General features: G+C 70.6%; 16 protein-coding genes and 2 pseudogenes. 6 read left to right on the forward strand and 12 right to left on the reverse strand.

The features are described from left to right. Positions 1-21: 21 nt before the first annotated feature. The 3 genes and pseudogenes from ACWGJ5_RS14255 to ACWGJ5_RS14265 form a co-directional block, all read right to left on the reverse strand. Positions 22-780 carry an NUDIX hydrolase gene (locus ACWGJ5_RS14255; protein ID WP_385317948.1) on the reverse strand — a complete coding sequence of 253 codons (759 nt, stop codon included), beginning with the start codon at positions 778-780 and terminating at the stop codon, positions 22-24. A 130-nt stretch (positions 781-910) separates the two neighbouring features. Further along, positions 911-2,821, reverse strand: a pseudogene (locus ACWGJ5_RS14260) (glycogen debranching N-terminal domain-containing protein). A gap of 830 nt (positions 2,822-3,651) precedes the next feature. Continuing rightward, positions 3,652-5,217: a DUF4192 domain-containing protein gene (locus ACWGJ5_RS14265; protein WP_453310019.1), complete on the reverse strand. Its 1,566-nt coding sequence runs from the start codon at positions 5,215-5,217 to the stop codon at positions 3,652-3,654. A gap of 143 nt (positions 5,218-5,360) precedes the next feature. On the opposite strand from ACWGJ5_RS14265, the gene ACWGJ5_RS14270 reads away from it, so the two are divergent. Continuing rightward, positions 5,361-7,526: a RecQ family ATP-dependent DNA helicase gene (locus tag ACWGJ5_RS14270; protein ID WP_453310020.1), complete on the forward strand. Its 2,166-nt coding sequence runs from the start codon at positions 5,361-5,363 to the stop codon at positions 7,524-7,526. A gap of 266 nt (positions 7,527-7,792) precedes the next feature. Continuing rightward, entirely contained in the window at positions 7,793-8,413 is a 621-nt protein-coding gene (locus tag ACWGJ5_RS14275; protein ID WP_453310021.1) for a hypothetical protein, read from the forward strand. A gap of 529 nt (positions 8,414-8,942) precedes the next feature. Here the strand turns inward: ACWGJ5_RS14275 and ACWGJ5_RS14280 are convergent. The 4 genes from ACWGJ5_RS14280 to ACWGJ5_RS14295 all read right to left on the reverse strand — a co-directional run bounded on the left by ACWGJ5_RS14280 (position 8,943) and on the right by ACWGJ5_RS14295 (position 11,661). Next, positions 8,943-9,575: a hypothetical protein gene (locus ACWGJ5_RS14280; protein ID WP_453310022.1), complete on the reverse strand. Its 633-nt coding sequence runs from the start codon at positions 9,573-9,575 to the stop codon at positions 8,943-8,945. A gap of 68 nt (positions 9,576-9,643) precedes the next feature. Continuing rightward, positions 9,644-10,345 carry a ribonuclease HII gene (locus ACWGJ5_RS14285; RefSeq protein WP_453310023.1) on the reverse strand — a complete coding sequence of 234 codons (702 nt, stop codon included), beginning with the start codon at positions 10,343-10,345 and terminating at the stop codon, positions 9,644-9,646. An 81-nt stretch (positions 10,346-10,426) separates the two neighbouring features. Then, positions 10,427-11,050: a TetR/AcrR family transcriptional regulator gene (locus tag ACWGJ5_RS14290; RefSeq protein ID WP_453310024.1), complete on the reverse strand. Its 624-nt coding sequence runs from the start codon at positions 11,048-11,050 to the stop codon at positions 10,427-10,429. A gap of 197 nt (positions 11,051-11,247) precedes the next feature. Then, positions 11,248-11,661: a hypothetical protein gene (locus ACWGJ5_RS14295; protein WP_453310025.1), complete on the reverse strand. Its 414-nt coding sequence runs from the start codon at positions 11,659-11,661 to the stop codon at positions 11,248-11,250. Positions 11,662-12,791: 1,130 nt separating this feature from the next. On the opposite strand from ACWGJ5_RS14295, the gene ACWGJ5_RS14300 reads away from it, so the two are divergent. The 3 genes and pseudogenes from ACWGJ5_RS14300 to ACWGJ5_RS14310 all read left to right on the forward strand — a co-directional run. Next, entirely contained in the window at positions 12,792-12,986 is a 195-nt protein-coding gene (locus ACWGJ5_RS14300; RefSeq protein ID WP_453310026.1) for a CU044_2847 family protein, read from the forward strand. 872 nt (positions 12,987-13,858) lie between these two features. Then, positions 13,859-15,331, forward strand: coding sequence for an MFS transporter (locus ACWGJ5_RS14305; protein ID WP_453310027.1), 1,473 nt, complete (start codon positions 13,859-13,861; stop codon positions 15,329-15,331). 175 nt (positions 15,332-15,506) lie between these two features. After that, positions 15,507-15,757, forward strand: a pseudogene (locus ACWGJ5_RS14310) (MFS transporter); the annotation flags it as partial. Positions 15,758-15,950: 193 nt separating this feature from the next. On the opposite strand, the gene ACWGJ5_RS14315 reads toward ACWGJ5_RS14310, so the two are convergent. The 3 genes from ACWGJ5_RS14315 to ACWGJ5_RS14325 all read right to left on the reverse strand — a co-directional run bounded on the left by ACWGJ5_RS14315 (position 15,951) and on the right by ACWGJ5_RS14325 (position 18,285). Continuing rightward, on the reverse strand, positions 15,951-16,856 hold the full coding sequence (locus ACWGJ5_RS14315; protein ID WP_453310028.1) for an ADP-ribosylglycohydrolase family protein: 906 nt from the start codon (positions 16,854-16,856) through the stop codon (positions 15,951-15,953). Between the two features lie 11 nt (positions 16,857-16,867). Further along, complete coding sequence (locus ACWGJ5_RS14320; protein WP_453310029.1) at positions 16,868-17,527, reverse strand: histidine phosphatase family protein; 660 nt, start codon at positions 17,525-17,527, stop codon at positions 16,868-16,870. Positions 17,528-17,679: 152 nt separating this feature from the next. After that, positions 17,680-18,285 carry a YdbC family protein gene (locus ACWGJ5_RS14325; RefSeq protein ID WP_453310030.1) on the reverse strand — a complete coding sequence of 202 codons (606 nt, stop codon included), beginning with the start codon at positions 18,283-18,285 and terminating at the stop codon, positions 17,680-17,682. Positions 18,286-18,437: 152 nt separating this feature from the next. Here ACWGJ5_RS14325 and ACWGJ5_RS14330 point away from each other — a divergent pair, with 152 nt between their 5' ends. Further along, on the forward strand, positions 18,438-18,968 hold the full coding sequence (locus tag ACWGJ5_RS14330) for a TerD family protein (RefSeq protein WP_453310031.1): 531 nt from the start codon (positions 18,438-18,440) through the stop codon (positions 18,966-18,968). A gap of 60 nt (positions 18,969-19,028) precedes the next feature. On the opposite strand, the gene ACWGJ5_RS14335 is transcribed toward ACWGJ5_RS14330, so the two are convergent. Both ACWGJ5_RS14335 and nrdR read right to left on the reverse strand, forming a co-directional pair. Next, on the reverse strand, positions 19,029-21,932 hold the full coding sequence (locus tag ACWGJ5_RS14335; protein ID WP_453310032.1) for a vitamin B12-dependent ribonucleotide reductase: 2,904 nt from the start codon (positions 21,930-21,932) through the stop codon (positions 19,029-19,031). A 165-nt stretch (positions 21,933-22,097) separates the two neighbouring features. Further along, positions 22,098-22,649 (reverse strand): transcriptional regulator NrdR, encoded by a 552-nt coding sequence (gene nrdR, locus ACWGJ5_RS14340; protein WP_453310033.1) that lies wholly within the window; start codon positions 22,647-22,649, stop codon positions 22,098-22,100. Between the last annotated feature and the right edge of the window lie 293 nt (positions 22,650-22,942).

A 22,942-nucleotide genomic window follows, 5' to 3' on the forward strand; every position in this document is an offset into this window, starting at 1 on the left:
GCACGCGACCCCGAGTACGCCTCAGACCTCGGGGCGCAGCATCGGCGGGTTGAGCAGGGTGGCACCGCCCGCCCGGAAGAGCTGTGCCGGTCGACCGCCCTGGCGCGTGGTCGTTCCTCCGGTGGGGACGAGGAATCCGGGGGTTCCGGTGACCTTGCGGTGGAAGTTGCGCGGGTCCAGGGCCACCCCCCACACCGCCTCGTACACCCGGCGCAACTCGCCGACGGTGAACTCGCTCGGACAGAACGCGGTGGCCAGCGACGAGTACTCGATCTTGGAACGCGCCCGTTCCACCCCGTCGGCGAGGATCTGGGCGTGATCGAAGGCGAGCGGTGCCACGGGCTCGCCGTCGCGGCCGTAACCGCTCTGCTGGAGTAGTTCCTCGACCGGTGCCCAGCGCGCGTTGCTGGCGTCGCCTCCCGCACGCGGGGCGGGCAGGTCGGGCGCGAGCGCGAGGTGCGCGACGCTCACCACGCGCATGCGCGGATCCCGCTTGGGGTCCCCATAGGTCGCGAGCTGCTCGAGATGAGCCCCGTTGTCCTGGGCCGGGGCCGAGGGGTCGTGTGCACACAGCCCGGTCTCCTCGGCGAGCTCGCGCGCCGCCGCCTGGGAGAGATCCTCGTCGGCCCGTACGAAGCCTCCAGGCAGTGCCCAGCGCCCTTGGAACGGTGGCTCGCCCCTGCGGACCGCCAGCGCGCACAGGGCATGGCGGCGCACGGTCAGCACGACCAGGTCCACGGTGACGGCGAAGGGCGGAAAGGCTGACGGGTCGTAGGGCATGCCGCGATCATAGTCGTCTTCCTGACGATAAACACTCTCTTCCCCGGCCGCATCGATGGTGGTTCCGCTTCGTTCTGGTATGGGGCGCCGGACCGGCTCCTCGTCTTCACCTCCGTGGCGTCGTACGAGGTCACACTCCCAGTTGCAGGCCGTCCGCCGCCTCCTCGACCATGGCGAGCCCCAGCCGGCTGATGCGGACGGCGAACGGGGCGCCGGCGACGCGCAGCCCGGTGAGGCCGAGTTCACCGAGCGGCGCGCTGCGCACGGGGCACAGGGTGACCGTGCGGGCGGGGGTGTCGGGGCGGATGCCCGCGAGCGAGGTGAGAACCATGATCGCGGACGCTGCCGCGGTAGCCGCCGGCCGGCAGGCCGCGGGATGCGGGAGAGGAGCGCTTGCGGCGGAGCGCTGCTCTCCGGCGAACATCTCGCGCAGCCGGTGGTCGAAGTGTTCCGCCGCGTCAAGCAGTCCCTTCAGCAGGCCGCCGGCTTCCTTCTCGAAGCCGGCGGCGGCCAGTCCGGCGATGGCGACTGCGGTGTCGTGGACCCGGACGGCTCCGGTCCGGTGGCCGAACCGGTTGTACCGCCTCCTTGGCGCCGAGACCCCGCAGTCCCCAGCCCGCGTCCATGGCGGGGGCCCCGAGCAGCCGGGCGAGGTGTGCGGTCTGTGCGGAGTCGAGCAGGCCCGGTGCGAGCCGGCCGGAACCGAGCAGGCCGGTGTCGAGGAGGTGGACTGCCGCGGAGCCCAGGTGCGGCACGGGTCGGCCATCCGGTGCCAGGGCCGCGGCCGGACGTCCGCCGCCGAGGTCCTCGACCCAGAAGTCGGCCCGGAATGCCGTCTGCAGGGCCTGGGCCCACTGACGCAACTCGGTGGCGCCAGGGCGGTCGTAGGCGTCGAGGAGGTCGGCACCGAGCATGGCCGCCCGATGCGCGTAGGCCTGTGTCGCGCAGCGGGCCGGGCCCCCGGGCTGGGGATCGCGGAGGTAGGGACGCTCGCGGACGGTCGTCCGCAGCCAGGTGAGGCAGCGTTCTGCCGCAGGCAGCAGCTCGCTTGTCTCCTGCTCGGGCAGTCCCCAGCGGCGGGCCTCGGCGAGCAGGGCGGGGAAGAGCAGTGTGGCCTCCGTACCCGTACAGCCGGGCGGAAGGAGGGGGCCGGCGTCGCGTCGTGGCCCGGGGATCATGCCGGCCTGTGGGCTCCGGTCCGGAAGCTGGGTACGGGCCAGGGTACGCAGGGTGCTCGCGGCGAGCCGAGTGCCGAGCGGCAGGGCCATGCGGGCCGCGGCCAGGGCCTCGGCAGGGGACATTCCGCAGCGCCAGGGCACGCCCGCCGCAAGATGGGTGTCGTAGGGGTGGGCGGGGTTCCGCAGAAGAAGCGCCTGGAGATCGGCGATCGCCCAGTCCAGTACCGGGGCTACGCGGGGGTCGTCGCCCCTCGCCCGGGCGGGGGCGAACGGGCTGGTCGTGGCCTGTGCCGCCGCCCGCAGGGGGCCGGCGCCGTCGAGCCGCACCCTCAGTTCCACGGCTGCCGTACCGCCCGGCGAAAGTTCCAGCTCCCAGCGCAGCACTCCGGCGGATGCGAGAGCGTCGGCGGGAGGCGGGTCGGCGATGACGGAGGCGGCGGCGCCGGCTGTGGCCCAGCGCAGGCCGGAGTCGTGGACGGTGGCCGGGAGTTCGGGGCCTGCCCTGCCGGAAGCGATGGCGCCGAGGTCGGCGAGGTCCGTGCCAAGGGCGACCTCGACGGGCAGCCTCAGCGGTCGCACGGCGGCACTGCGGAGCGTGATCCGCTCGGTTCCGTCGGCACGACGGGTCCGCTCGACCACGACATCCGGATCGAGCCTCCTGTCGGGGAAGCCCGCAGTGTCCCCACGAAGCGGGCACTGTCGGCACCGGTCATCCTGGCCAGCACGGCGAGCGGTTCGCGTCCGGCGACGCGCACCTGACACCGCGACAGCAGGCGCCTGCCGGCACGGTAGAACCCGTCCAGTCCCCGGCCGGTCAGTTGTCCGCCATCGGAGATGGCGAGACCGGGCAGGGCGACGCAGATCAAGGCGGTGTGTGTGGGCGGCAGCTCGGGCGCCGGTCGACTGCCCTGCGGTGTGCGCACCGACGGGGCCACGGCGGACCGGCGGCCGCAGCTCGGGGCCGGGGTGAGTACCGGCGAGTCGCCTCGGCCCTCAGCCGGAGCCTGCACCGGTGACCTGCCCTGGCCTGGCACGGGCGTCGACGCCGGTGGCCTGCCCTGGCCCGTCGAGGAGTTCGCCCGAACGTCCCTGGCCGCCGGCGACGCGCCGATGATCAGCCGTTCGGTGACCTCGGCACCGTCCGGCGGCGACCACGCACCCCTGTCCCAGGGCGGACGTTCGTCATCGACGGCGGAGGGCGGAGTCGGCTGCTGGTACATGGGATTGCTTCCTCCGCGCTGGCGGCGCCTCGAACATGCTGGGCGACCCGTGGGACGCCCCGGCGGACAAGGGTCGTACGGCGGCAGGGCCCGTCCAGGCGTTCCGCCACTCAGGTGAACGGAGGGGGACTCGTCCGGGTCACGGCTCGCCTCGGAGAGGCCGACCGGATGGCGGCGCAAGAGAGGAATGGTGTCGCTCAAGACCGTCGCGAGCCGCTTCCGCCCATGGGCACGCGATGGCCCTTCGTATGCGCGCCGAGCAGTCGGGGATGACCGATGGACCCGGTCGGCCAGACGGCCCAGAAGTGCGCCACCGCCACGGCAGCCGAACCGGCTCGCGTGAGATCGGTTCCGGAACAGCCTCCAGGGGCGTGTGCGGCATCCCGGGGGTTCCGTTGATGCCTCACGCGTCTCCTCCCTTGGGCAGACCTGCTGCTCGGCCAGGCACCCGCCCCTGCTCCCCCGCATAGCGATCAACCTTCCTCTTCGGGCTTGCGGTGGTCGTTCTTCGACAGGGCTGCGCCGGTCGTGGTGCCGCCCGGTTCCGTCGCTCGGGTGCGTGTGCTGCCGAGGCCGCGGCTGCCGGGGCGCGAGGGTTCGGCCGCCAACGAGCCGGGGTGGGAACGGGCCGGCCTCCGCCGTCCGCCCGTGGGCCTGGCCGCGCGAGGGGCATCGCCCCCGTCGGCGGATCGAGCACGGCGTCGTCGGCGCATGCCGGTTCCCCGGCCCGCTTCGGCGCCCCGGTCGTCCGCTCCGGCGCTCGCGTGCGTCGTGTCTTCGGTTGCCGGGAGCTCGGCTCGAGCCGTTGTCTCCTCCGCGTGCGGCTGTGAGCTCGTCTCCGCCGGCGTACAACTCGCGCGATCGGCAGGGGCCCCGCGCAGGCAGCGGCGGACCGCTTCCGGGTCGAGGCCTTCGTTGCAGGCCTGGTGCAGGAGCCGGGCGAACAGATAGTCGGGATCCGCACCCAGCGCCATGGCCAGCGCTTCACGAGCCTCCAGCTCGTCACCTGTCGACCAGGCGACCCAGCCGGCCAGGGTCAGCGGGGCCGCGGCGTGCTCGCCGTAGGGTCCGACGCAGCGGCGGGCCAGGGCACGCCAGAGCCGGAGGGCCGGCCCCGCCTCGTCGCCCTCCATCCACGCGGCCGCCCTGTCGCGGGTCGTGCGGTCCTGGAGCCCGAGGATCAGAGTCGCCGCCTCGTCGTGGGCGAGCAGGCGGTCGTCGCGCAGGTCCGCCGGATGGGTGCCGGACACCGGTGCCGCGGCGGCGAAGCGGTGGATGATCCGCTCGGCGAGGTCCAGGGTCTCCTCCGCCACTTCCGCGCGGGACGCCTCCTCGAGAATCCGGGGCACCAGGGTCATACCGGCCGCGTCGAGGGCGATCTCCTGCTCCAGAGCCGCGGTCGTCTCCCAGGGCTGCAGCCTGGCACGCAACTCCCTGAGTGTGCCGCGCACTTGGATGCCTGCGTAGGTGGCCGCGGCGGCCAGGACGGAGGTGCCGGGAAGGCCCATGGGCGAGCCGTCCTCGGGGCAGCAGCTCTCGATCGGGCAGCAGTACGACCAGAAACGGCCGTCGGAGATGCACAGTGCCTCGATGACCGGCACGTCGAGATCGCCGCACTGGGTGCGCAACAGGTGGGCCAGCCGCTCGAGCCGCCGTTTGACGTCGCGGCCTGACTCTCCCGGGGCCGGTTCCTGGCAGACGTAGGCGACCATCTGTTCGGGCCGGGCGCCCCGCCGTTCACTGCCGGTCACCAGTCCGTGGGCCAGCTGGCGTGCGGCCGCCTCCCAGTCCTCCTCGTTCGGCGGGATGCCGAGCCGGGCCCGGCCGCCGAACCTGCCCCGGCTTTCGCGGTCGTGCAGGGCCACCAGCACCATGCTGTCCTCCGGCCGGTAGCCGAGGAGGTAGGGGAGGGCGTCGGCCAGCTCGGCCGGGGTGCGCAGGGTGACCTGCGTGTCGTGCGCGGACGGGCCGGTGAACGGCTCCTGCCCCGAGATGTCGCTGTTTTCGAACGGTCCGGTGGTTTCGCTGTGATTCGTCATGCGCAGACGATCTCGCGGATCTTGCGATTCCGGTTGAGCCTGTGGACAAGTCGGATCAGGGACACGACAAGAGCGGCCTGGTTGTCCACAGCCCGCGGCAGTGGCCCGCCCGATTGTCGGTGCCGTCCTGTTGTATGGGACGCATGGAGCACACGAGCAACGCGGATCTCCGGGCGCAGGCTGACGCCGTCCTCGCCCGGCTTGTCGGGGATGCCACGGGCGCGGCCCGGCTGCGCGAGGACCAGTGGCGGGCGATCGAGGCGCTGGTCGCCGAGCGGCGCCGGGCCCTGGTCGTGCAGCGCACGGGGTGGGGCAAGTCCGCGGTCTACTTCGTGGCGACCTCGTTGCTGCGCGCCAGAGGCAGTGGACCCACGGTGATCGTCTCTCCCCTGCTCGCGCTCATGCGCAACCAGGTGGAGGCCGCGGCCCGGGCCGGCATCCACGCCCGCACCATCAATTCCTCCAACACCGAGGAGTGGGACGCCGTCCAGGCCGAGATCGCGGCAGGCCAGGTCGATGTCCTGCTCGTCAGCCCGGAGCGGCTGAACAACCCGGACTTCCGCGACCAGGTCCTGCCGAAACTGTCCGCCGCGACCGGCCTGCTGGTCGTGGACGAGGCCCACTGCATCTCCGACTGGGGTCACGACTTCCGCCCCGACTACCGGCGGCTGCGCACCATGCTCGGCGATCTCCCGCCCGGTGTTCCCGTGCTGGCCACCACCGCCACGGCCAATGCCCGGGTGACCGCGGATGTCGCCGAGCAACTGGGCACCGGCGGCACATCGGACGCACTGGTGCTGCGCGGTCCACTGGACCGGGAGAGCCTCGGTCTCGGCGTACTGCGGCTGCCGGACGCCGCGCACCGGATGGCCTGGCTCGCCGACCACCTCGACGACCTGCCCGGCTCCGGCATCGTCTACACGCTCACCGTCGCCGCCGCCGAGGAGGTCACCGCGTTTCTGCGGCAGCGCGGGCACACCGTCACCTCGTACACGGGCAAGACGGAGAACGCCGACCGTCAGCAGGCCGAGGACGATCTGCTCGCCAACCGGGTCAAGGCGCTGGTCGCCACCTCCGCACTCGGTATGGGCTTCGACAAGCCGGATCTCGGTTTCGTGGTCCATCTCGGCTCCCCCTCCTCCCCCATCGCCTACTACCAGCAGGTCGGCCGGGCGGGCCGCGGCGTCGAACACGCCGAGGTACTGCTGCTGCCGGGGAAGGAGGACGAGGCGATCTGGCAGTACTTCGCGTCGCTCGCCTTCCCCTCCGAGGAACTGGTCCGGCGGACACTGGACGTCCTCGCCCGGGCGGACGGCCCCCTGTCGCTGCCCGCGCTGGAGCCCCTGGTCGAGCTGCGCCGCTCCCGGCTGGAGAGCATGCTGAAGGTCCTCGACGTGGACGGAGCGGTCCGCCGCGTCAAGGGCGGCTGGATCGCCACCGGCCAGCCCTGGTCGTACGACACCGAGCGCTACGACTGGGTGGCTCGGCAGCGAGCGGCCGAGCAGGAGGCGATGCGCGCCTACGCGTCCACCACCGATTGCCGGATGGAGTTCCTGCAGCGCCAACTGGACGACGAGGGTGCCAAACCCTGCGGTCGCTGCGACAACTGCGCCGGCCCGCGCTTCACCGCCGACACGTCCACGGCGGCGGTGGACGCCGCGCGCAGCGACCTGGGCCGGGCCGGCGTCGAGGTGGAGCCCCGCCGCATGTGGCCGACGGGCCTGCCGGCCATCGGCATCGATCTCAAGGGACGCATTCCGGCCGGTGAACAGGCCTCTTCGGGGCGGGCTCTGGGTCGACTGTCGGACATCGGCTGGGGCAACCGGTTGCGTCCACTCCTCGCACCGCAGGCGCCGGACACCGCTGTGCCGGACGATGTGGCACGTGCCGTGGTCGGTGTCCTGGCCGACTGGGCGAAGGGCCCCAGCGGCTGGACCTCCGGTGTGTCCGACGCCCAGGCCCGGCCGGTGGGCGTCGTCACCGTGGCCTCGCGAACCCGGCCCTTGCTGATCCACTCCCTGGGCGCCCGGATCGCCGAGATCGGCCGACTGCCGCTGCTCGGCTCGGTGGAGTACGCCGAGGACGTGCAGCGGGTGTCGCGCAGCAACAGCGCGCAGCGGCTGAAGGCCCTCGACGGTGCGCTGACGGTACCGCCCGCCCTCACCGCGGCGCTCACCGCGGCTGGCGGCCCGGTGCTGCTGGTCGACGACTTCACGGATACAGGCTGGACGCTCGCGGTCGCGGCACGTCTGCTCAGAAAGTCCGGCGCGCGGGCGGTGTTGCCGCTGGTCCTGGCCGTCCAGGGCTGACCGCGTGCCCGCAACGGCCGCCGTACAGTGACACGGTCCGGCGCCTCAGGCGTCATCGGGCTGAGCTTTGGGTATGGATATAAGCCACGCACCAGCAGATAACAGTCGGTGGCCCCAATTGCTCGTTGCCGCATCCAAGTTCGGCAGGAAGAATTGAGGTCCGCTCCCCGCGCGGCTCGCCCGTGATCGGTCGGGCTCTGCTGCGGTGCGCGGTCCCTCGAATCCGACCTCGCCCGCAGTGTGGGCGCGTAGCCGAAGGGAGGAACGTGACCTTCGGATTCGCCTCGTCCTCGGCGGCCTCGTTGTCGACCTCCGCGTCCGCCGCTTCCGCCAGTCGCCTGCTCGAGCCGGCCGAATGGGCCGCCGCCGGAATCCCTCTGCTGAGCAACCCCCGTGAGGTCGTCAGCGGGCTGCACGCCCGCCATCGGCCGAGGCCCTCCACGGCGATCGTGGCAGTGCTCGATCCGGACGAGCGGTTGTGCGCCAGCGCGTCGTTCACGCGTCGGCCGGCCCCGGCCGACGGCTGGATGTTCCGCAACGCGCTGCTCGCGCAGCTGCGCCGGGTGATTCCGCACGACCTGAGACGCCGGACCCCGGTGCGCACGGCCATCCTCGTCTACTGCCGTGAGGGGGATGCGCGTTGGACGGAGGAGGACGGCGCCTGGATGTGGGGCCTGCGTGACGCCTGCACCCTGCACGGGCTGCGGTGCGGGGCGTACATCACGCTGACCCACGAGGGCTGGCAGGTGCTCGGCGAAGGACGCAGCGGCCGCCGCCCCAACGCCGACTCCGCACCCGAACCCTTCGCCACATCCGAGACCCCGCCGCTCGCGCCGCGCACCGGCGGACCCGTCTCCGAGGTCCTGCGCCGCGCGGCGGCTCGCTGAAGGGCACGGCAGGACGCCGGGTCTGCGCCCGACCGCCTTCCGGCCACCGCCTGGCCCGCACGGACGGCTAGCCGACCACACTTCGCTCGGCCTCCAGGTCGCCCACGCCACGCCGGCCGGACCGGGCCGTGCTTCGAGGAACGCAAGGGTCGCCCGTGCCCGAAGCGCCGCAAGAGCCACACCTTGCCCAGGGGCACACGGTCGTGCTGGGCCGAGCAGGCGGGAACCGCGCCACATCCGGCAGCCGTACGAGCCCTACGAGCCACGAGAGCCACACCCCGAGCGGCTGGGGCCATGGCTCTGCGGGCGGCAGCGTCACTGTCCGGCCTCGGCAGGGCAAGCAGCGCAAGCCGGGGTCCAACCTTCGCCCTGCAGCCGCTGCCCCGCACCTGGCGTCTCGGCATACTGCCGGGAAGCCGTCCGCTCGAGGAGGTCCGGCGGTCGTGCGGGCACGCCAAAGGCCACGCCGTGCGGATTCCGCCGGGGCGGTTCCTTTGTCACCCCGGTGCCCCGCGGGGCCGGACGAGGCTCAGACGCCTGCGCCCAGCACCGAGTTGATCTGCTGCGGGTCGCCGCAGACGATCAGCAGGGCACCGGCCCGGGTGTGGGCCAGCGGAAGGGCCGAGGCAGCAGCGGAAGCAGGGCCTCCGTTGACGGCCACGACGACCACGGGGCGGGACCCGGCGCGGGAGGCGATGGCGGCGTCCGCGTAGAAGACGTCGTCACCGGCGTCGTGCTGCGCCCAGTAGGAAGCTTCACCGAAGGACAGCTCGTGCTCCGCCCACGGGTGCTGGGAGCCCGTAGTGATCACGAGCACGTCGCCGGGGGCACGGCCCGAGTCCAGCAGCAGGTCCACCGCCTCATCGGCGGCGTCGAGCGCGCCCTCGGCCGAGGCCGGGATCAGCTGGATCTGCGGGGTGGCCGCCGAGGCGGCGGGAGCGACCGGGCCGGACTGGCCCGGTTTGGCCGGAGCCCCGTCACGCGGCGCGCGCTGCACCGGCGGCGCCGGCCGCGGAGGGCCGGGACGACCGGGGCGGGACGGAGCCGCGGGGCGGGGGCCGGGTACGGGACGGGGGGTCGGCGCGGTACGGCCACTGGCCGGAGTGGCGCGGGGACCCTGGGCACTCTCGTGAATCTGAGGCTCCTCGGGAATGAGAGGCATGAGCTGATATCTATCAAACGTTGGTGCGGTGCGGATGGCCGGGTGGCACATCAGTGCGAGCGGAACCGTCAGAAATCGAAGCCGAGCTGACCCTCGATTTCCGGAACGCTTCCGTCCGCCCAGCTGCGGACCTTCTTGAGGTGCCGCCACTGAGGCAACGCATCAAGATACGCCCACGACAAGCGGTGGAGCGGAGTGGGCCCCCGCTCCTCCAGTGCGGCCTTGTGCACGGGCGACGGATACCCGGCGTTGTCCGCAAATCCGAAGTCTGCATGGTCGACACCCAGTTCGGCCATCATTTTGTCGCGCTGAACCTTGGCGATCACCGACGCCGCCGCGACGGCCACGCACGACCGATCACCCTTGATCACCGTGCGCACCCTCCAGGGGGCGCCGAGGTAGTCGTGCTTCCCGTCGAGGATCACGGCGTCGGGACGGAGGGGCAGGGAGTCCAGGGCGCGGACCGCGGCGAGCCGCAGTGCGGCCGTCATCCCCAGGTCGTCGATCTCCTCGGGGGAAGCATGCCCCAGCGCATAGGCCGTCACCCATGCCCGCAGGACCTCCGCCAGTTCCGTGCGCCGCTTGATCGTGAGCAGCTTGGAATCGGTCAGCCCCTGGGGCGGGCGGCGGAGTCCGGTGATCGCGGCACAGACGGTGACAGGTCCGGCCCAGGCGCCGCGCCCCACCTCGTCGAGACCGGCAATGACCTTCGCTCCGGTCGTGGCGCGCAGGGAGCGCTCGACGGTGTGAGTAGGAGGTTCGTACGGCATCGCGCCCTTAGCGTACGCCGCCGGGGTCGTCGGCCGACACCCCGGTCGCCTCACCGCCACAGGGCTCAACGACGTGCGGGATCAGCTTCCGTAGGGCCGCAGCAGCGGGAGCATCAGCTGGTCGATCATCTCCTCGAGATCCTGATCACTCCATTCGCTGGCGCACATTTTCGAGCGGTACATCATCATGGCCGGGATGGCGTCGAAGACGTAGCCGTTGGCCGCGTCCGGACGCACTTCCCCCCGCTCGATCCCTCGGGTGATGACCTCACCCAGGAGCTTGACGGTCGGCTCCACCACTCCTCCGACGATCACGCCCTGGAAGCGCTCCGCTTGGATCTGATCGCATTCGTGAATCACGGACCGCAGCGCCACACCGGGAGGCGAGTACATGATCCGACGCACCTGCCGGCACAGGGCGAGGAGGTCCTCGCGCACACCGCCGAGGTCCGGAGCCGCCTCCACCCGGGGCAGTCCGGCCACCAGGGCGTCCGCGACAAGGTCCTCCTTGGAGGGCCAGCGGCGATACACCGCGGCCTTGCCGGTCTGGGCACCGGCGGCGACTCCTTCCATGGTCAGCCCTTTCCAGCCGACCTCACCGAGCTGCTCCAGCGCGGCTTCGAGGATCGCGCGTTCCAGCACCACGCCGCGCCGACGAGGGGAAGCCGCCCGATCGGAAGCGGCCGTCCAGCGCGAGGTAACCATCTGTGTCTCTCCAACATGCAAGGGAAGCGGGGATTCCGGGGGAAGGGTGCGCCGCGCTGCAGCAACAGGGGGACGCGAGGCGGCGCACAGGCTTGAGTGAACGCTTACGTTCACTGTCGGGGACTCGCTGCCGTGGACGCGACAGTGAACGCAATCGTTCACTAACGTCTTTACGGAGGACCCATAGTGACGACCTCTCAGCTGCTCCAGGAACCAGAACCGGGCGTGGCCCGCCGGGAGGGGCATCCCGGTATCGCACTCACCGTCATCACGGCCTGCCAAATCTTGGTGGTCCTCGACGCGACCGTTCCACCGCGCGTTTCGCCGTCCCTGTCATTGTCATCGTCCGTGTGAAACAAGCGAGGATCGACCACGCCCTCGACCAGCATGTCAGGCAACGGCGGCTCTTTCGATGGTTCGAGCACCGGAACGGCTGGAATCGCCACGCACTCCATCAGGGTCTGCACCATGCACTCCCGGATACCGAGCGCGTTCCAGCGGTCCGGCGACTCATGGGCGGCCTCGTTCTGGCGCTGCCGTGCGACGACCTCCTCCCGGAGTCGGCGCAGCTGACCGAATTCGGCATTCATGGGGCCGGCGGCCTGGGTCACCCTGGGTCGCGGCGCCCTGATCCAACCCTTGCTGCGCGGCGGGGATTGACATGGGCCCATTCCGAGCCAGATCAATCAACGTGTCCGGGTCCTTGAGGAGCCGGCCGCCATGCGGTCCGTCTCAGGCTTCTGGGGCTCACCGAGGAAGCCCGCCGGCTGAACGAGCAGATCGTTTCGGCCCCCGGTGCGAGGCTGGGTCCCGATCATCCGAATGTCCTGGCCTGTGCCACCAACCTCGCCGCTGACCTTTACGAGCTGGGTGAGGCCCAGGCGTCCGTCGATCTCAGCACCCACACCCTGGAGCAGAGCCGGTGGCGGCTCGGCGAGGACCACCCGGCAACCCTTGCCACGCGCGTCAACCTCACGCTGGGGCTTCAGCTGCTGGGCCGGTCCGATGAGGCCGACACCCTGCGGGCACGCTGGGACGCTTCGAACGAGTACTCGGCACCGACCATCCGGCCACTCGCGCTGCGGCCGACGACAAGCTCGCCAACTGCGACATCGATCCGATGCCTCTGTAACGGCACGGGCCGGGCCCTGCCTGTTCGCCGGTCCGCGTCAGGATTCCTCGCACACCGCGGGATTCCGCCCGATCCAGTCGGCCACCTCGACAGGATCGGGCGACCGCCCACACCACTCATGTGCCTGCCGGTGCACTGCCCGGACCGCCTCCGGACGGCGCACCAGGGCTTGCGCGGCAGCCGGGTTCGCCGGCCTCTGCCAGCGACAGCCCCAACCCCGCCCAGGCCGACGGTAGTTCGGGGTATCCGACGAGCGTATTCACGTAGCCGCTCACGGCGCGGTCAGGTTCACCGCGGAGCAGGGCGACGTCGGCAGCCACCAAGGCGCGCGGCCGGGATGCGGCATCGCTCACAGCGCGCGCCCGGGCGAGCAACGCTTCGGGTGCCGCCAGCCGTAGGCGCCTCAGCTCGCCGCGCGCATCGGGAGAGCCCGTGCGCGGGTCGGGGAGCGGCCAGGAGCGGACACCGGGCGCCGTGCGCGGATCCGCCCCGTGCAGCCATGCCTCAGTGAGCGCCCGCACCTGACCTGGATCCGGCCGCGTGTGCCGGGCCCGCCGGACGGCCCGTAGATCTGCCGCTTCCGCGCGGGCCAGGTGCCGAGGTCACGGCGTGGCCCGTGCCGCCGGATCGTTCGAGGCGGCGCTGGAAGGAGTGCGCACCGCGGCAGCGTCCACCCTGCGGCGGATGAGCAGGCTGCCCCAGCGCCCGGACGAGGTCACCGTCGAATTCGGCATCCAACTCGACGCGGAGGTCGGTGCCGTCCTGGCTCGCACGGGGCACAGGGCCACATCCAGGTACAGGTGACATGGCGCCGGAAGGACGCGGACGACCGAGCCGACACCATCAGGTAGTGCTTCGCCGTGTGTGCCCGCTCACTCGAACCCGAGATCATCAGATCCCGAGCAACGAAGAGGCGGGGTGACGGGGTGCGGCATCGGTCGGCCGTGTCAACTCCGGGCGGGGCCTGGAGGCGACCGCGTACCACCCCGGCAGGGGAAGCCGGCAGAACTTGCCGTCGTTGCATCCGGGCTGCCGGCTCAGGCACAGGGCACCCGCCGTTGCGCTGTGCACGGGCGGGCGGCGCGCCCCACACACCGCCAAGGGCCCCGGCGGCGTGTGGGGCCTGGCCGAGCTGCCGCAGCGCTAAGAGGACGGGGCGTGCCCACGTCCCATGGTCGTCCGGCCGACGGTGAGGAGTGGGCGAAGTACGACGGGCGGCCTTCGATCCCTCCGAGGTCACCCGGGCACTCGCTGAGGTTCGGCTGAGACGGGCGGCGGGCACGCGCTGAGCACGCTCCTGTTCCCGCCCGAGAATTCCCAGGAAACCGGACGCGGGCACTCCGTCCAGATGCACGAGAGCCCCGACCAGGCCGCCGGGGACTCGAACCTGCGGCCGAGCGTCGAGGGCGAGGCGCTGAACATCACTACCAGTGGCAGCGGCTCGGGCAGCGGTCCCGCCGATCTTCTCAACCCACGGCGCCACTTCAAGGTCTACCCGTTAGGGAACGCTTGTGTTCACGAAGGCCGACTCGCTATCGTCCCGAGTAGTGAACGCATACGTTCACTAATTCGCCCCTGGGGGACATTCTGTGACGCACGATCAGATACAGACGCAGTCACCCGTGCCCGCGCCACCGGGTCCGGCCTCACGCCCATCACACCCGGGCATCGCGCTCATGGTCATCGCCGCGTGCCAGCTGATGGTGGTGCTCGATTCCACGATCGTCAACATTGCCCTGCCCCACATCCAGACCGCGCTGAACTTCTCCACGACCAACCTGACGTGGGTGGTCAGCGCCTACACCCTCACCTTCGGCGGCCTGCTGCTGCTCGGCGGGCGAGTCGGGGACATCCTCGGGCGCCGCAGGGTCTTCATCGCCGGCATCCTGCTGTTCACCTTCGCCTCGCTGCTCGGCGGACTCGCCCAGGAACCCTGGCAGCTGCTGGCCGCACGAGTCCTGCAGGGAATGGGCGGCGCCATCGCATCACCCACCTCGCTCGCGCTGATCACCACCACGTTTCCCGAAGGTCCCGAACGCAACAGGGCATTCGGCATCTTCGCGGCCGTCTCCGCGGGAGGCGGCGCCATCGGACTCCTGGCCGGCGGACTGCTCACCGACTGGCTCGACTGGCGCTGGGTGCTCTTCGTCAACGTGCCCATCGGCATCCTCATCGCGGCGCTCGCACCGCGCTACATCAACGAGTCCGAGCGCCACCCCGGCCACTTCGACCTGACCGGTGCGCTCACCTCTACGCTCGGCATGGTCGCGCTGGTCTACGGGTTCATCAGGGCGGCATCCGACGGCTGGCGGGACTCGCTGACGCTCGGCGCGTTCGGCGCGGCCGTGGTACTGCTCGCCGCCTTCATGTTCGTCGAAAGCCGTGCCAAGGAACCGATCACCCCCCTGCGGATGTTCGCCGACCGCAACCGCTCGGGCACGTACGTGATCATGATCAGCCTCGCGGCGGCGATGTTCGGCATGTTCTTCTACATCGTGCTGTTCGTGCAGAACGTGCTGGGCTACTCCCCCACCCGCGCCGGCCTGGCCTTCCTGCCCGTCACCGTGGTCATCGCGGTGGGCGCGGGGGTATCACAGCGGCTGCTGCCGGTGCTCGGCCCCAAGCCGTTCCTGATGACCGGAACCGTCCTCGTCGCCATCGGCCTGGCCTGGCAGTCCTTGGTCGACTCGGGCAGCTCGTACGTCGGCGGGGTGCTCGGCCCGATGCTCGTCTTCGGCTTCGGCATGGGACTCAACTTCGTCACCGTCACCGTGACCGCCGTATCCGGCGTCGCCCCCCACGAGGCGGGCGCGGCCTCCGCTCTTCTCAACGCGACACAACAGGTGGGCGGTTCGCTCGGTCTGTCCATCCTCACCACCGTCTTCGGCTCGGCCAGCCGCGACGAGGCGACCAAGCAAGTCTCGTCGTTCATGGCGCGGGCCACGCCTGAGCAGAAGGCCGCGTTCGCCAAGTCCCACCAGTTGCCGGCCCCGTGGAGCCACGAAGTCCTCGCCCAGGGGATCTCCACTGCCTTCATCCCGGCCGCCGCCATGGCCGTCCTCGCGTTCGTCGTCGCTGCGGTCGTCATACGCGTCCGCAAGAGCGACTTGCAAGCCCTCAGCGGCGCCGGCGGCGCCCCCGCCGTGTGACCCGGCGCGTCCCCCGATCACGGCGTCCGTAACCGATCTCCCCGCCCGCCACGGGTACGTCGGCCTGCGGACGCCGTGCGCCGTCCCCTGACCAGGCAGCTCCCGTCGCCGGGTCTTCATGACCGCATCCTGCTGTTCACCTCGCCTCCCTGTTGGTCGGCCTCGCAAAGGAGCCACGGTCTTCCCCGAAGGGCCGGAACGCAACCGGGCCTTCGGTGTGTTCGCCGCCGTGTCCGCGGTCGGCGGTGCCATCGGCGTGCTGATCGCCTCGGTCGCGTCGCTGTACATCAACGAGTCCGAGCCGCATCCTGGGCGCGTCCACCTCACGGGTACGGCCTCACCCTCGGCTCGTTCGGCGCGGCCCTGGTGCTGCTGCTCGCCTTCACGACACCGTGCAGACCGTCTCCACACCCTCTCCGACCCGTCGCTCCACGCCTGTCCATCGACCCGCCGCCGCAAGCCGCGGCTTACGACGGACATGAGAGGAACGTGCACGTGTCACGGAGAGTTCCCGGCGGGCACGGAGAGTCTCCCCCCGGCCCACCGGGGCGCGAAAAGTACCGGCGTCGGTCGCGAGATCACACCCGGATGACGGCTCCGGCCAGGCCCGTCGGACCCGTCAGAGCCCGGTCGGCACCCAGTCCGGCAGCGCTTCGGAGCGTTCCACCCACTCGGCGGGCGGCGTCCCCGCCTTGCCGGAGGCGAGCACACCGCCCACGATCGCGCAGGTCGTGTCCACGTCACCGCCGACCCCGGCCGTCGTCCAGAAGGCCGCCTCGAAGTCACCCAGACTCCGCGCGGCGGACCAGAGGGCGAAGGGAACGGTGTCGTGCGCGGTCGTACGGCGTCCGCAGCCCAGCACCGCCGCGACGGTGCCCGCGTCGCCGTAGTCGAGCATGTCCCGGGCGCGCCGGAGTCCCTGGCCGACGGCGCTCTTCGGCACCAGGGCGATGACGCCGTCGAGGAGCGCCCCGGGGCTGGGCGGACCGTCCGGCGAGCCGGCCAGCGCCGCCGCGGCTGCCACGGCCATGGCGCCGACGACGGCCTCACGGTGCTGGTGGGTGGGGTAGGCCGAGATCTCCGCCTGGTGGGTCGCCTGCTCCGGGTCGTCCGCGTACCAGGCGCCCAGCGGCGCGATCCGCATCGCCGCTCCGTTGCCCCAGGAGCCCTGTCCGTTGAACAGTGCGGCCGCCAGTTCACGCCAGTCCTCGCCCTCCCGGACGAGCCTCAGCAGCCGGTTGACGGCAGGGCCGTAGCCCCGGTCGAAGTCGTGGTGCTCGGCGAAGGAGCGGGCCAGTGCGTCCTGGTCGACACGCCCGTGGGCGGCCAGGACGGCGACCACGGAGCAGGCCATCTCGGTGTCGTCCGTCCACTGCCAGGGCCCCGCGGGCAGCTCGCGCCGCTTCAGCAGGGGGTAGTTCGCCGGGACGAAGAACTGGGAGCCCAGGGCGTCCCCCACGGCCAGTCCGCGCAGGCTCGCCAGGGCGCGCTCCAGGCGCCCGGAGGAAGAGGAGTCAGCGGTCATCGCTCGCCACCCTATCCGTTCACCCAGTACGGCACCGGTTCCCGCCAGCGCTCGAAAGGCCGGTCGAGCGTGTACTTGCCGTTGTCCCCGAGAACGAGCATCCGCATCTCGGCGTTCCCGGGGTTCGACAGTGACTCGAATTCCGCGACCGTCCAGTGGAACCAGCGCATGCAGAACAGTCGCATCGCGAGACCATGGGTCACCAGGAGGACGTTCGGCGGGTGGTCCGGGTCCTCGAAGCTGCGGAACAGGCTCTCCAGGAAGCCGCCGACCCGGTCGTACACGTCCGCGCCGGACTCGCCCTGCGGGAACCGGAAGAAGAAGTGGCCGTACGCGTCGCGGTAGGTCTTCTGCAGGCGCACGTCGTCGCAGTCCTGCCAGTTGCCCCAGTCCTGTTCGCGCAGCCTCGGCTCCTCCCGGACCCGTATGAGGTCGGGGTCGAGGTGGAAGGCGCGGAGTGTCTCGTGCGTCCGGCGGTACGGGGAGACGTACACGCTCACGCGCTCCCGGCCGAAGAGCTGCCGGATCTCCTTGCCGGTCTCCTCCGCCTGCCGCCGGCCGCGCTCGGTCAGCGCGAGAGCGTGGTCGGGCTCGCGCTCGTACACGGAGTCGTCGACGTTGCCCGTGGACTCGCCGTGCCGGACAAGGACGATGCGCCGTGGTCGTGCCATGCCAGAACCCTAGATCGAGCCAGGGGGAGTCGAGCACCCGTACGGGCTCCATACGGCGTAGGTCACACGAATCCCGCCTCCAGAGCCGTCCCGGACGCACTGAGCCGCACCTTGGGGCGGTAAGTTTGCTATTCAAACGTACGACGGTGGTCTCAGACCGTCCAGGACGGCTCCAGCTCCACGATGTCACCGGAGAGCGCCGCGACGTCGGCCTCGGTCTGGGCACGCAGCGCCAGGCGCTCCACGCGCTCGGTGCGGTACTTGCCGTGCTCGGCCGCCGACCGCCACATCGACAGGACCAGGAACTCCTGCTCGGGCGCCTCGGCGAACATCCCGCGGATCATGCCGGGTGAACCGGCCATCGCCGGGTTCCAGACCTTCTCCTGCATGAGCGTGAAGTGCTCGACCCGCTCCTCGTGGATCCGGCACAGGGCCACCCGGATCAGATCGGAGTCGGTGAACCGCGGCTCGAAGCCCGTCTTCACATCGAAGCGGTACTCGAACAGCTTGACCTGCGCGTCCTTGAACGTGCCGGACTGGGCGGCCGCCAGGCGGTCGTGCGAGCGGGCCATGAAGGAGTCGTAGAAGGCACGGCTCTCCCAGAAGGCGAAGATGTGCGCCATCCCCGGCCGCTGCCGGCTCCAGCCTCCACCCTGCCCCCGGAAACCCGGCTCCCCCAGAAGCCCCGCCCATTTCCGCTGCCCCCGCTCGAAACCGCGGCGGTCCACCACGGTGCAGCGAATCCACTTGACCAGCACCGCGCCATCGTAAGGCCAGCGGACGTGGCGTCGGTCACGCTCCGGCGGAGATCGCCCGCGCATGAGCCCCGCGCGCGTGGCACGATGGACAAGGAGCCCTGACTGCACCCGAGTTGGGGAGTGAGGCCACCACCGGGGGAAGGGGAAGCCTGTTGACCGGCTTCAGCAAGGGAATCGGCAAGGTCGAGGTGGGGCTCAAGTGGGACCCCAGTCCTGCGGGCCAGCCGCCGGCCGATCTCGACCTGGTCGCCGCGACGTTCCTGTCGGGCGATCCGTACGGGACCCCGGCCTATCTGGTGCACTTCGACAGCCGTTCACCGGACGGCACGATCTTCCTCAACCGGGACAGCACCGACGGCAGGGGCTTCGGCTGGGACGAGGTCATGACGCTGGAACTGGACCGGCTCGACGACCGGTACGCGCGCGTGGTGGTCGGTGTCGTCATCCAACAGCGGTTCGGCCACAGGACGTTCGTCAACGTACTGAATCCGGCCATGCGCATCCGGGTGGAGCGCTACACCGTGCTCGCCCAGGACGACTTCGGCTCGGTCCTCGGGGCGACGGCTGCGACGATCGCGGAATTCGTCCGTGACGCCTCCGGAGAGTGGGCCTTCCGCCCCGGCGTGCACGGCTTCGAGGAGGACCCGGCGACCTTCACCCGGGTCATGGGCAGAGCCCGGTAGCGCTGAGGGGCGCCGACCAATGGCCGGCGCCCCTCACTTCACTTCAGGAACCGCGCGTCGTCAGCTGCAGCCACTGGTCGAGCCGCAGCCCTCGCAGATGTAGCAGGAACCGGCCCGCTGCATCTTCGTACCGCAGGAGAAGCACAGCGGGGCGTCGGCCTGGATGCCCAGCTGCATCTCCACCAGTTCGGCGCTGGTGTGGGCCTGCTTCGGGGCGGGCTTGGCCGCCTCGGACTCGGCCTTCGGCGTGGCGACCGCCTTCAGCTCCTGCGCGCGCGGCGCGGACTGGGCGAGGCCCTCGACGTCGACCTCGTCGTCATCGATGGACTGCTCGTACGAACCGGTCTCCAGGTGCCGCTGACGCTCCTCGGCCGAGTGGATGCCGAGCGCGGAGCGGGTCTCGAAGGGCAGGAAGTCCAGCGCCAGGCGGCGGAAGATGTAGTCGACGATCGACTGCGCCATCCGCACGTCCGGGTCGTCCGTCATACCGGCCGGCTCGAAGCGCATGTTGGTGAACTTCGAGACGTAGGTCTCCAGCGGCACGCCGTACTGGAGGCCGACGGAGACCGCGATGGAGAAGGCGTCCATCATGCCCGCGAGGGTCGAGCCCTGCTTGGACATCTTCAGGAAGACCTCGCCGAGACCGTCGTCCGGGTAGGAGTTGGCGGTCATGTAGCCCTCGGCGCCACCGACCGTGAAGGACGTGGTGATCCCCGGGCGGCCCTTGGGGAGGCGCTTGCGGACCGGGCGGTACTCGACGACCTTCTCGACCACCCGGGGCTCGACCGCCGCGGGCTCCTCGGTCTTCTTCTCGTCCGCGGAGTCCTTCTTCTTGGCGGAGAGCGGCTGGCCGACCTTGCAGTTGTCGCGGTAGATCGCGAGCGCCTTGACGCCGAGCTTCCAGGCCTCGAAGTAGATCTCCTCGACCTCCTCGACGGTCGCCGTCTCCGGCATGTTGACCGTCTTGGAGATGGCACCGGAGATCCACGGCTGGATCGCGGCCATCATGCGGACGTGGCCCATCGGGGAGATGGCGCGCTCGCCCATGGCGCAGTCGAACACCTCGTAGTGCTGGTGCTTCAGGCCGGGGGCGTCGATCACGTTGCCGTGGTCGGCGATGTGGGCGACGATCGCCTCGATCTGCTCCTCCTGGTAGCCCAGGCGGCGCAGGGCCTGCGGGACGGTGCCGTTGACGATCTGCATCGAGCCGCCGCCGACCAGCTTCTTGAACTTCACGAGCGCCAGGTCGGGCTCGACACCGGTGGTGTCGCAGGACATCGCCAGACCGATGGTGCCGGTCGGGGCGAGGACGGACGCCTGGGAGTTACGGAAACCGTTCTTCTCACCGAGACGGACGACGTCCTGCCAGGCCTCGGTGGCGGCGGCCCAGACCGGGGTGTCCAGGTCGTCCATGCGGACGGCCTTGCCGTTGGCGTCGGCGTGCTGCGCCATGACGCGCTTGTGGGCATCGGCGTTGCGGGCGTAGCCGTCGTACGTGCCGACGACCGCGGCGAGTTCGGCGGAGCGGCGGTAGGCCGTACCCGTCATCAGGGAGGTGATGGCGCCGGCGAGGGCGCGGCCGCCGTCGGAGTCGTAGGCGTGGCCGGTGGCCATCAGCAGGGCGCCGAGGTTGGCGTAGCCGATGCCGAGCTGGCGGAACGCGCGCGTGTTCTCGCCGATCTTCTGGGTCGGGAAGTCCGCGAAGCAGATCGAGATGTCCATCGCGGTGATGACCAGCTCGACGACCTTCTGGAAGCGCTCGGTCTCGAAGGACTGGCTGCCCTTGCCGTCGTCCTTGAGGAACTTCATCAGGTTCAGCGAGGCCAGGTTGCAGGACGTGTTGTCCAGGTGCATGTACTCGCTGCACGGGTTCGACGCGGTGATCCGGCCGGACTCGGGGCAGGTGTGCCAGTTGTTGATGGTGTCGTCGTACTGGATGCCCGGGTCGGCGCAGGCCCACGCGGCCTCGGCGATCTTGCGGAACAGCGCCTTGGCGTCGACCTCCTCGATGACCTCACCGGTCATACGGGCGCGCAGGCCGAACCTGTCACCCTCCTCGACCGCCTTCATGAACTCGTCGTTCACACGGACCGAGTTGTTGGCGTTCTGGTACTGGACGGAGGTGATGTCGTCGCCGCCCAGGTCCATGTCGAAGCCCGCGTCACGCAGGACGCGGATCTTCTCCTCTTCCTTGACCTTGGTCTCGATGAAGTCCTCGATGTCGGGGTGGTCGACGTCGAGCACGACCATCTTGGCGGCGCGACGGGTGGCACCACCGGACTTGATGGTGCCGGCGGAGGCGTCGGCACCGCGCATGAAGGAGACCGGACCGGAGGCGTTGCCGCCGGAGGACAGCAGCTCCTTGGAGGAGCGGATGCGGGAGAGGTTCAGGCCGGCACCGGAGCCGCCCTTGAAGATCATGCCCTCTTCCTTGTACCAGTCGAGGATCGACTCCATGGAGTCGTCGACGGACAGGATGAAGCAGGCGGAGACCTGCTGGGGCTGCGGGGTGCCCACGTTGAACCAGACGGGGCTGTTGAAGCTGAAGATCTGGTGCAGGAGGGCGTGGGCCAGCTCGTGCTCGAAGATCTCGGCGTCGGCGGGCGAGGCGAAGTACTTGTGGTCCTCGCCGGCCTTCCGGTACGTCTTCACGATGCGGTCGATCAGCTGCTTGAGGCTGGTCTCGCGCTGCGGGGTGCCGACGGCACCGCGGAAGTACTTGCTGGTGACGATGTTGACCGCGTTCACCGACCAGAAGTCGGGGAACTCGACGCCACGCTGCTCGAAATTGACCGAGCCGTCGCGCCAGTTGGTCATGACGACGTCACGGCGCTCCCACGAAACCTCGTCGTACGGGTGTACGCCAGGGGTGGTGTGGATACGCTCGATGTGCAGTCCCTTGTTACCCGCCTTGGTGCCCTTGGCTCGGGAACCTCGTGCCGGACCGCTCGCCGTCTCTGTCATGCCGCCTCCCTGTACAGGCAAAAACGCCCTGAAGTGCCACGTTTGTTCCCGTGGCACAGTGTTCTGTCTTGTGTTGCGGGCACCCTCAGCTGCGCCCCGCAACAGGTCTTCGGTCGCCGCCCCCCGGCCGGAACCCGGCTCTCCTCCCGGTTTCCGGCCCGTCGGTCAGTCGGCGGCGTTGGCGGGCACGGGAACCTGAGTGGTCCCGCCGGGCCCGCGATCGTCTTGCGGGCTCCCCGTCCCCGCGTCTTCCTCGTCCGCGGCGGGGCCTCGCGTCGCCTCCCTCAGCTCCGCGATGGCGGCCTCGAAGTCCTCGAGCGAGTCGAACGCCCGGTAGACGGAGGCGAATCGCAGATAGGCGACGAGGTCGAGCTCCTGCAACGGGCCGAGTATGGCCAGCCCCACGTCATGGGTGGTCAGCTCGGCGCTCCCGGTGGCCCGCACCGCCTCCTCGACCCGCTGGCCGAGCTGGGCCAGCGCGTCCTCGGTGACAGGCCGCCCCTGGCATGCCTTGCGCACACCGTTGATGACCTTGGTGCGACTGAAAGGCTCGGTGACCCCGGACCGCTTGATCACCATGAGCGAGCACGTCTCCACGGTCGTGAAACGACGGGAGCAGTCAGGACACTGGCGGCGCCTTCGGATCGACGTGCCGTCGTCGGTCGTACGACTGTCGACCACGCGGCTGTCGGGGTGCCTGCAGAAGGGGCAGTGCATGATCTCCAACCCTCCTCACAGCAGACTCAAGAACCTCACCGAGCCACATGAGCCCCGTGAAGCAGCCCTAAGCATAGGCGATCGCTGAGCCGCCTCAGACCCGGGGGACCACAACTTCTGGGCCGGTGTAGCCATCCAACCACTAGATGTGGGGATTGGCTCATACATCAAGGCCAACTCGCGTGTCGCGAGGAACGAATGCGGACGCCCGAGCCGCAGGGTCCGCCAGAGACACGCGGGCGCAGAGGCGTATCGCTGTGCGACTTACGGGGATACCGTGGGCGCCGCACGGA

Source organism: Streptomyces sp. NPDC054783 (genome assembly GCF_053611725.1).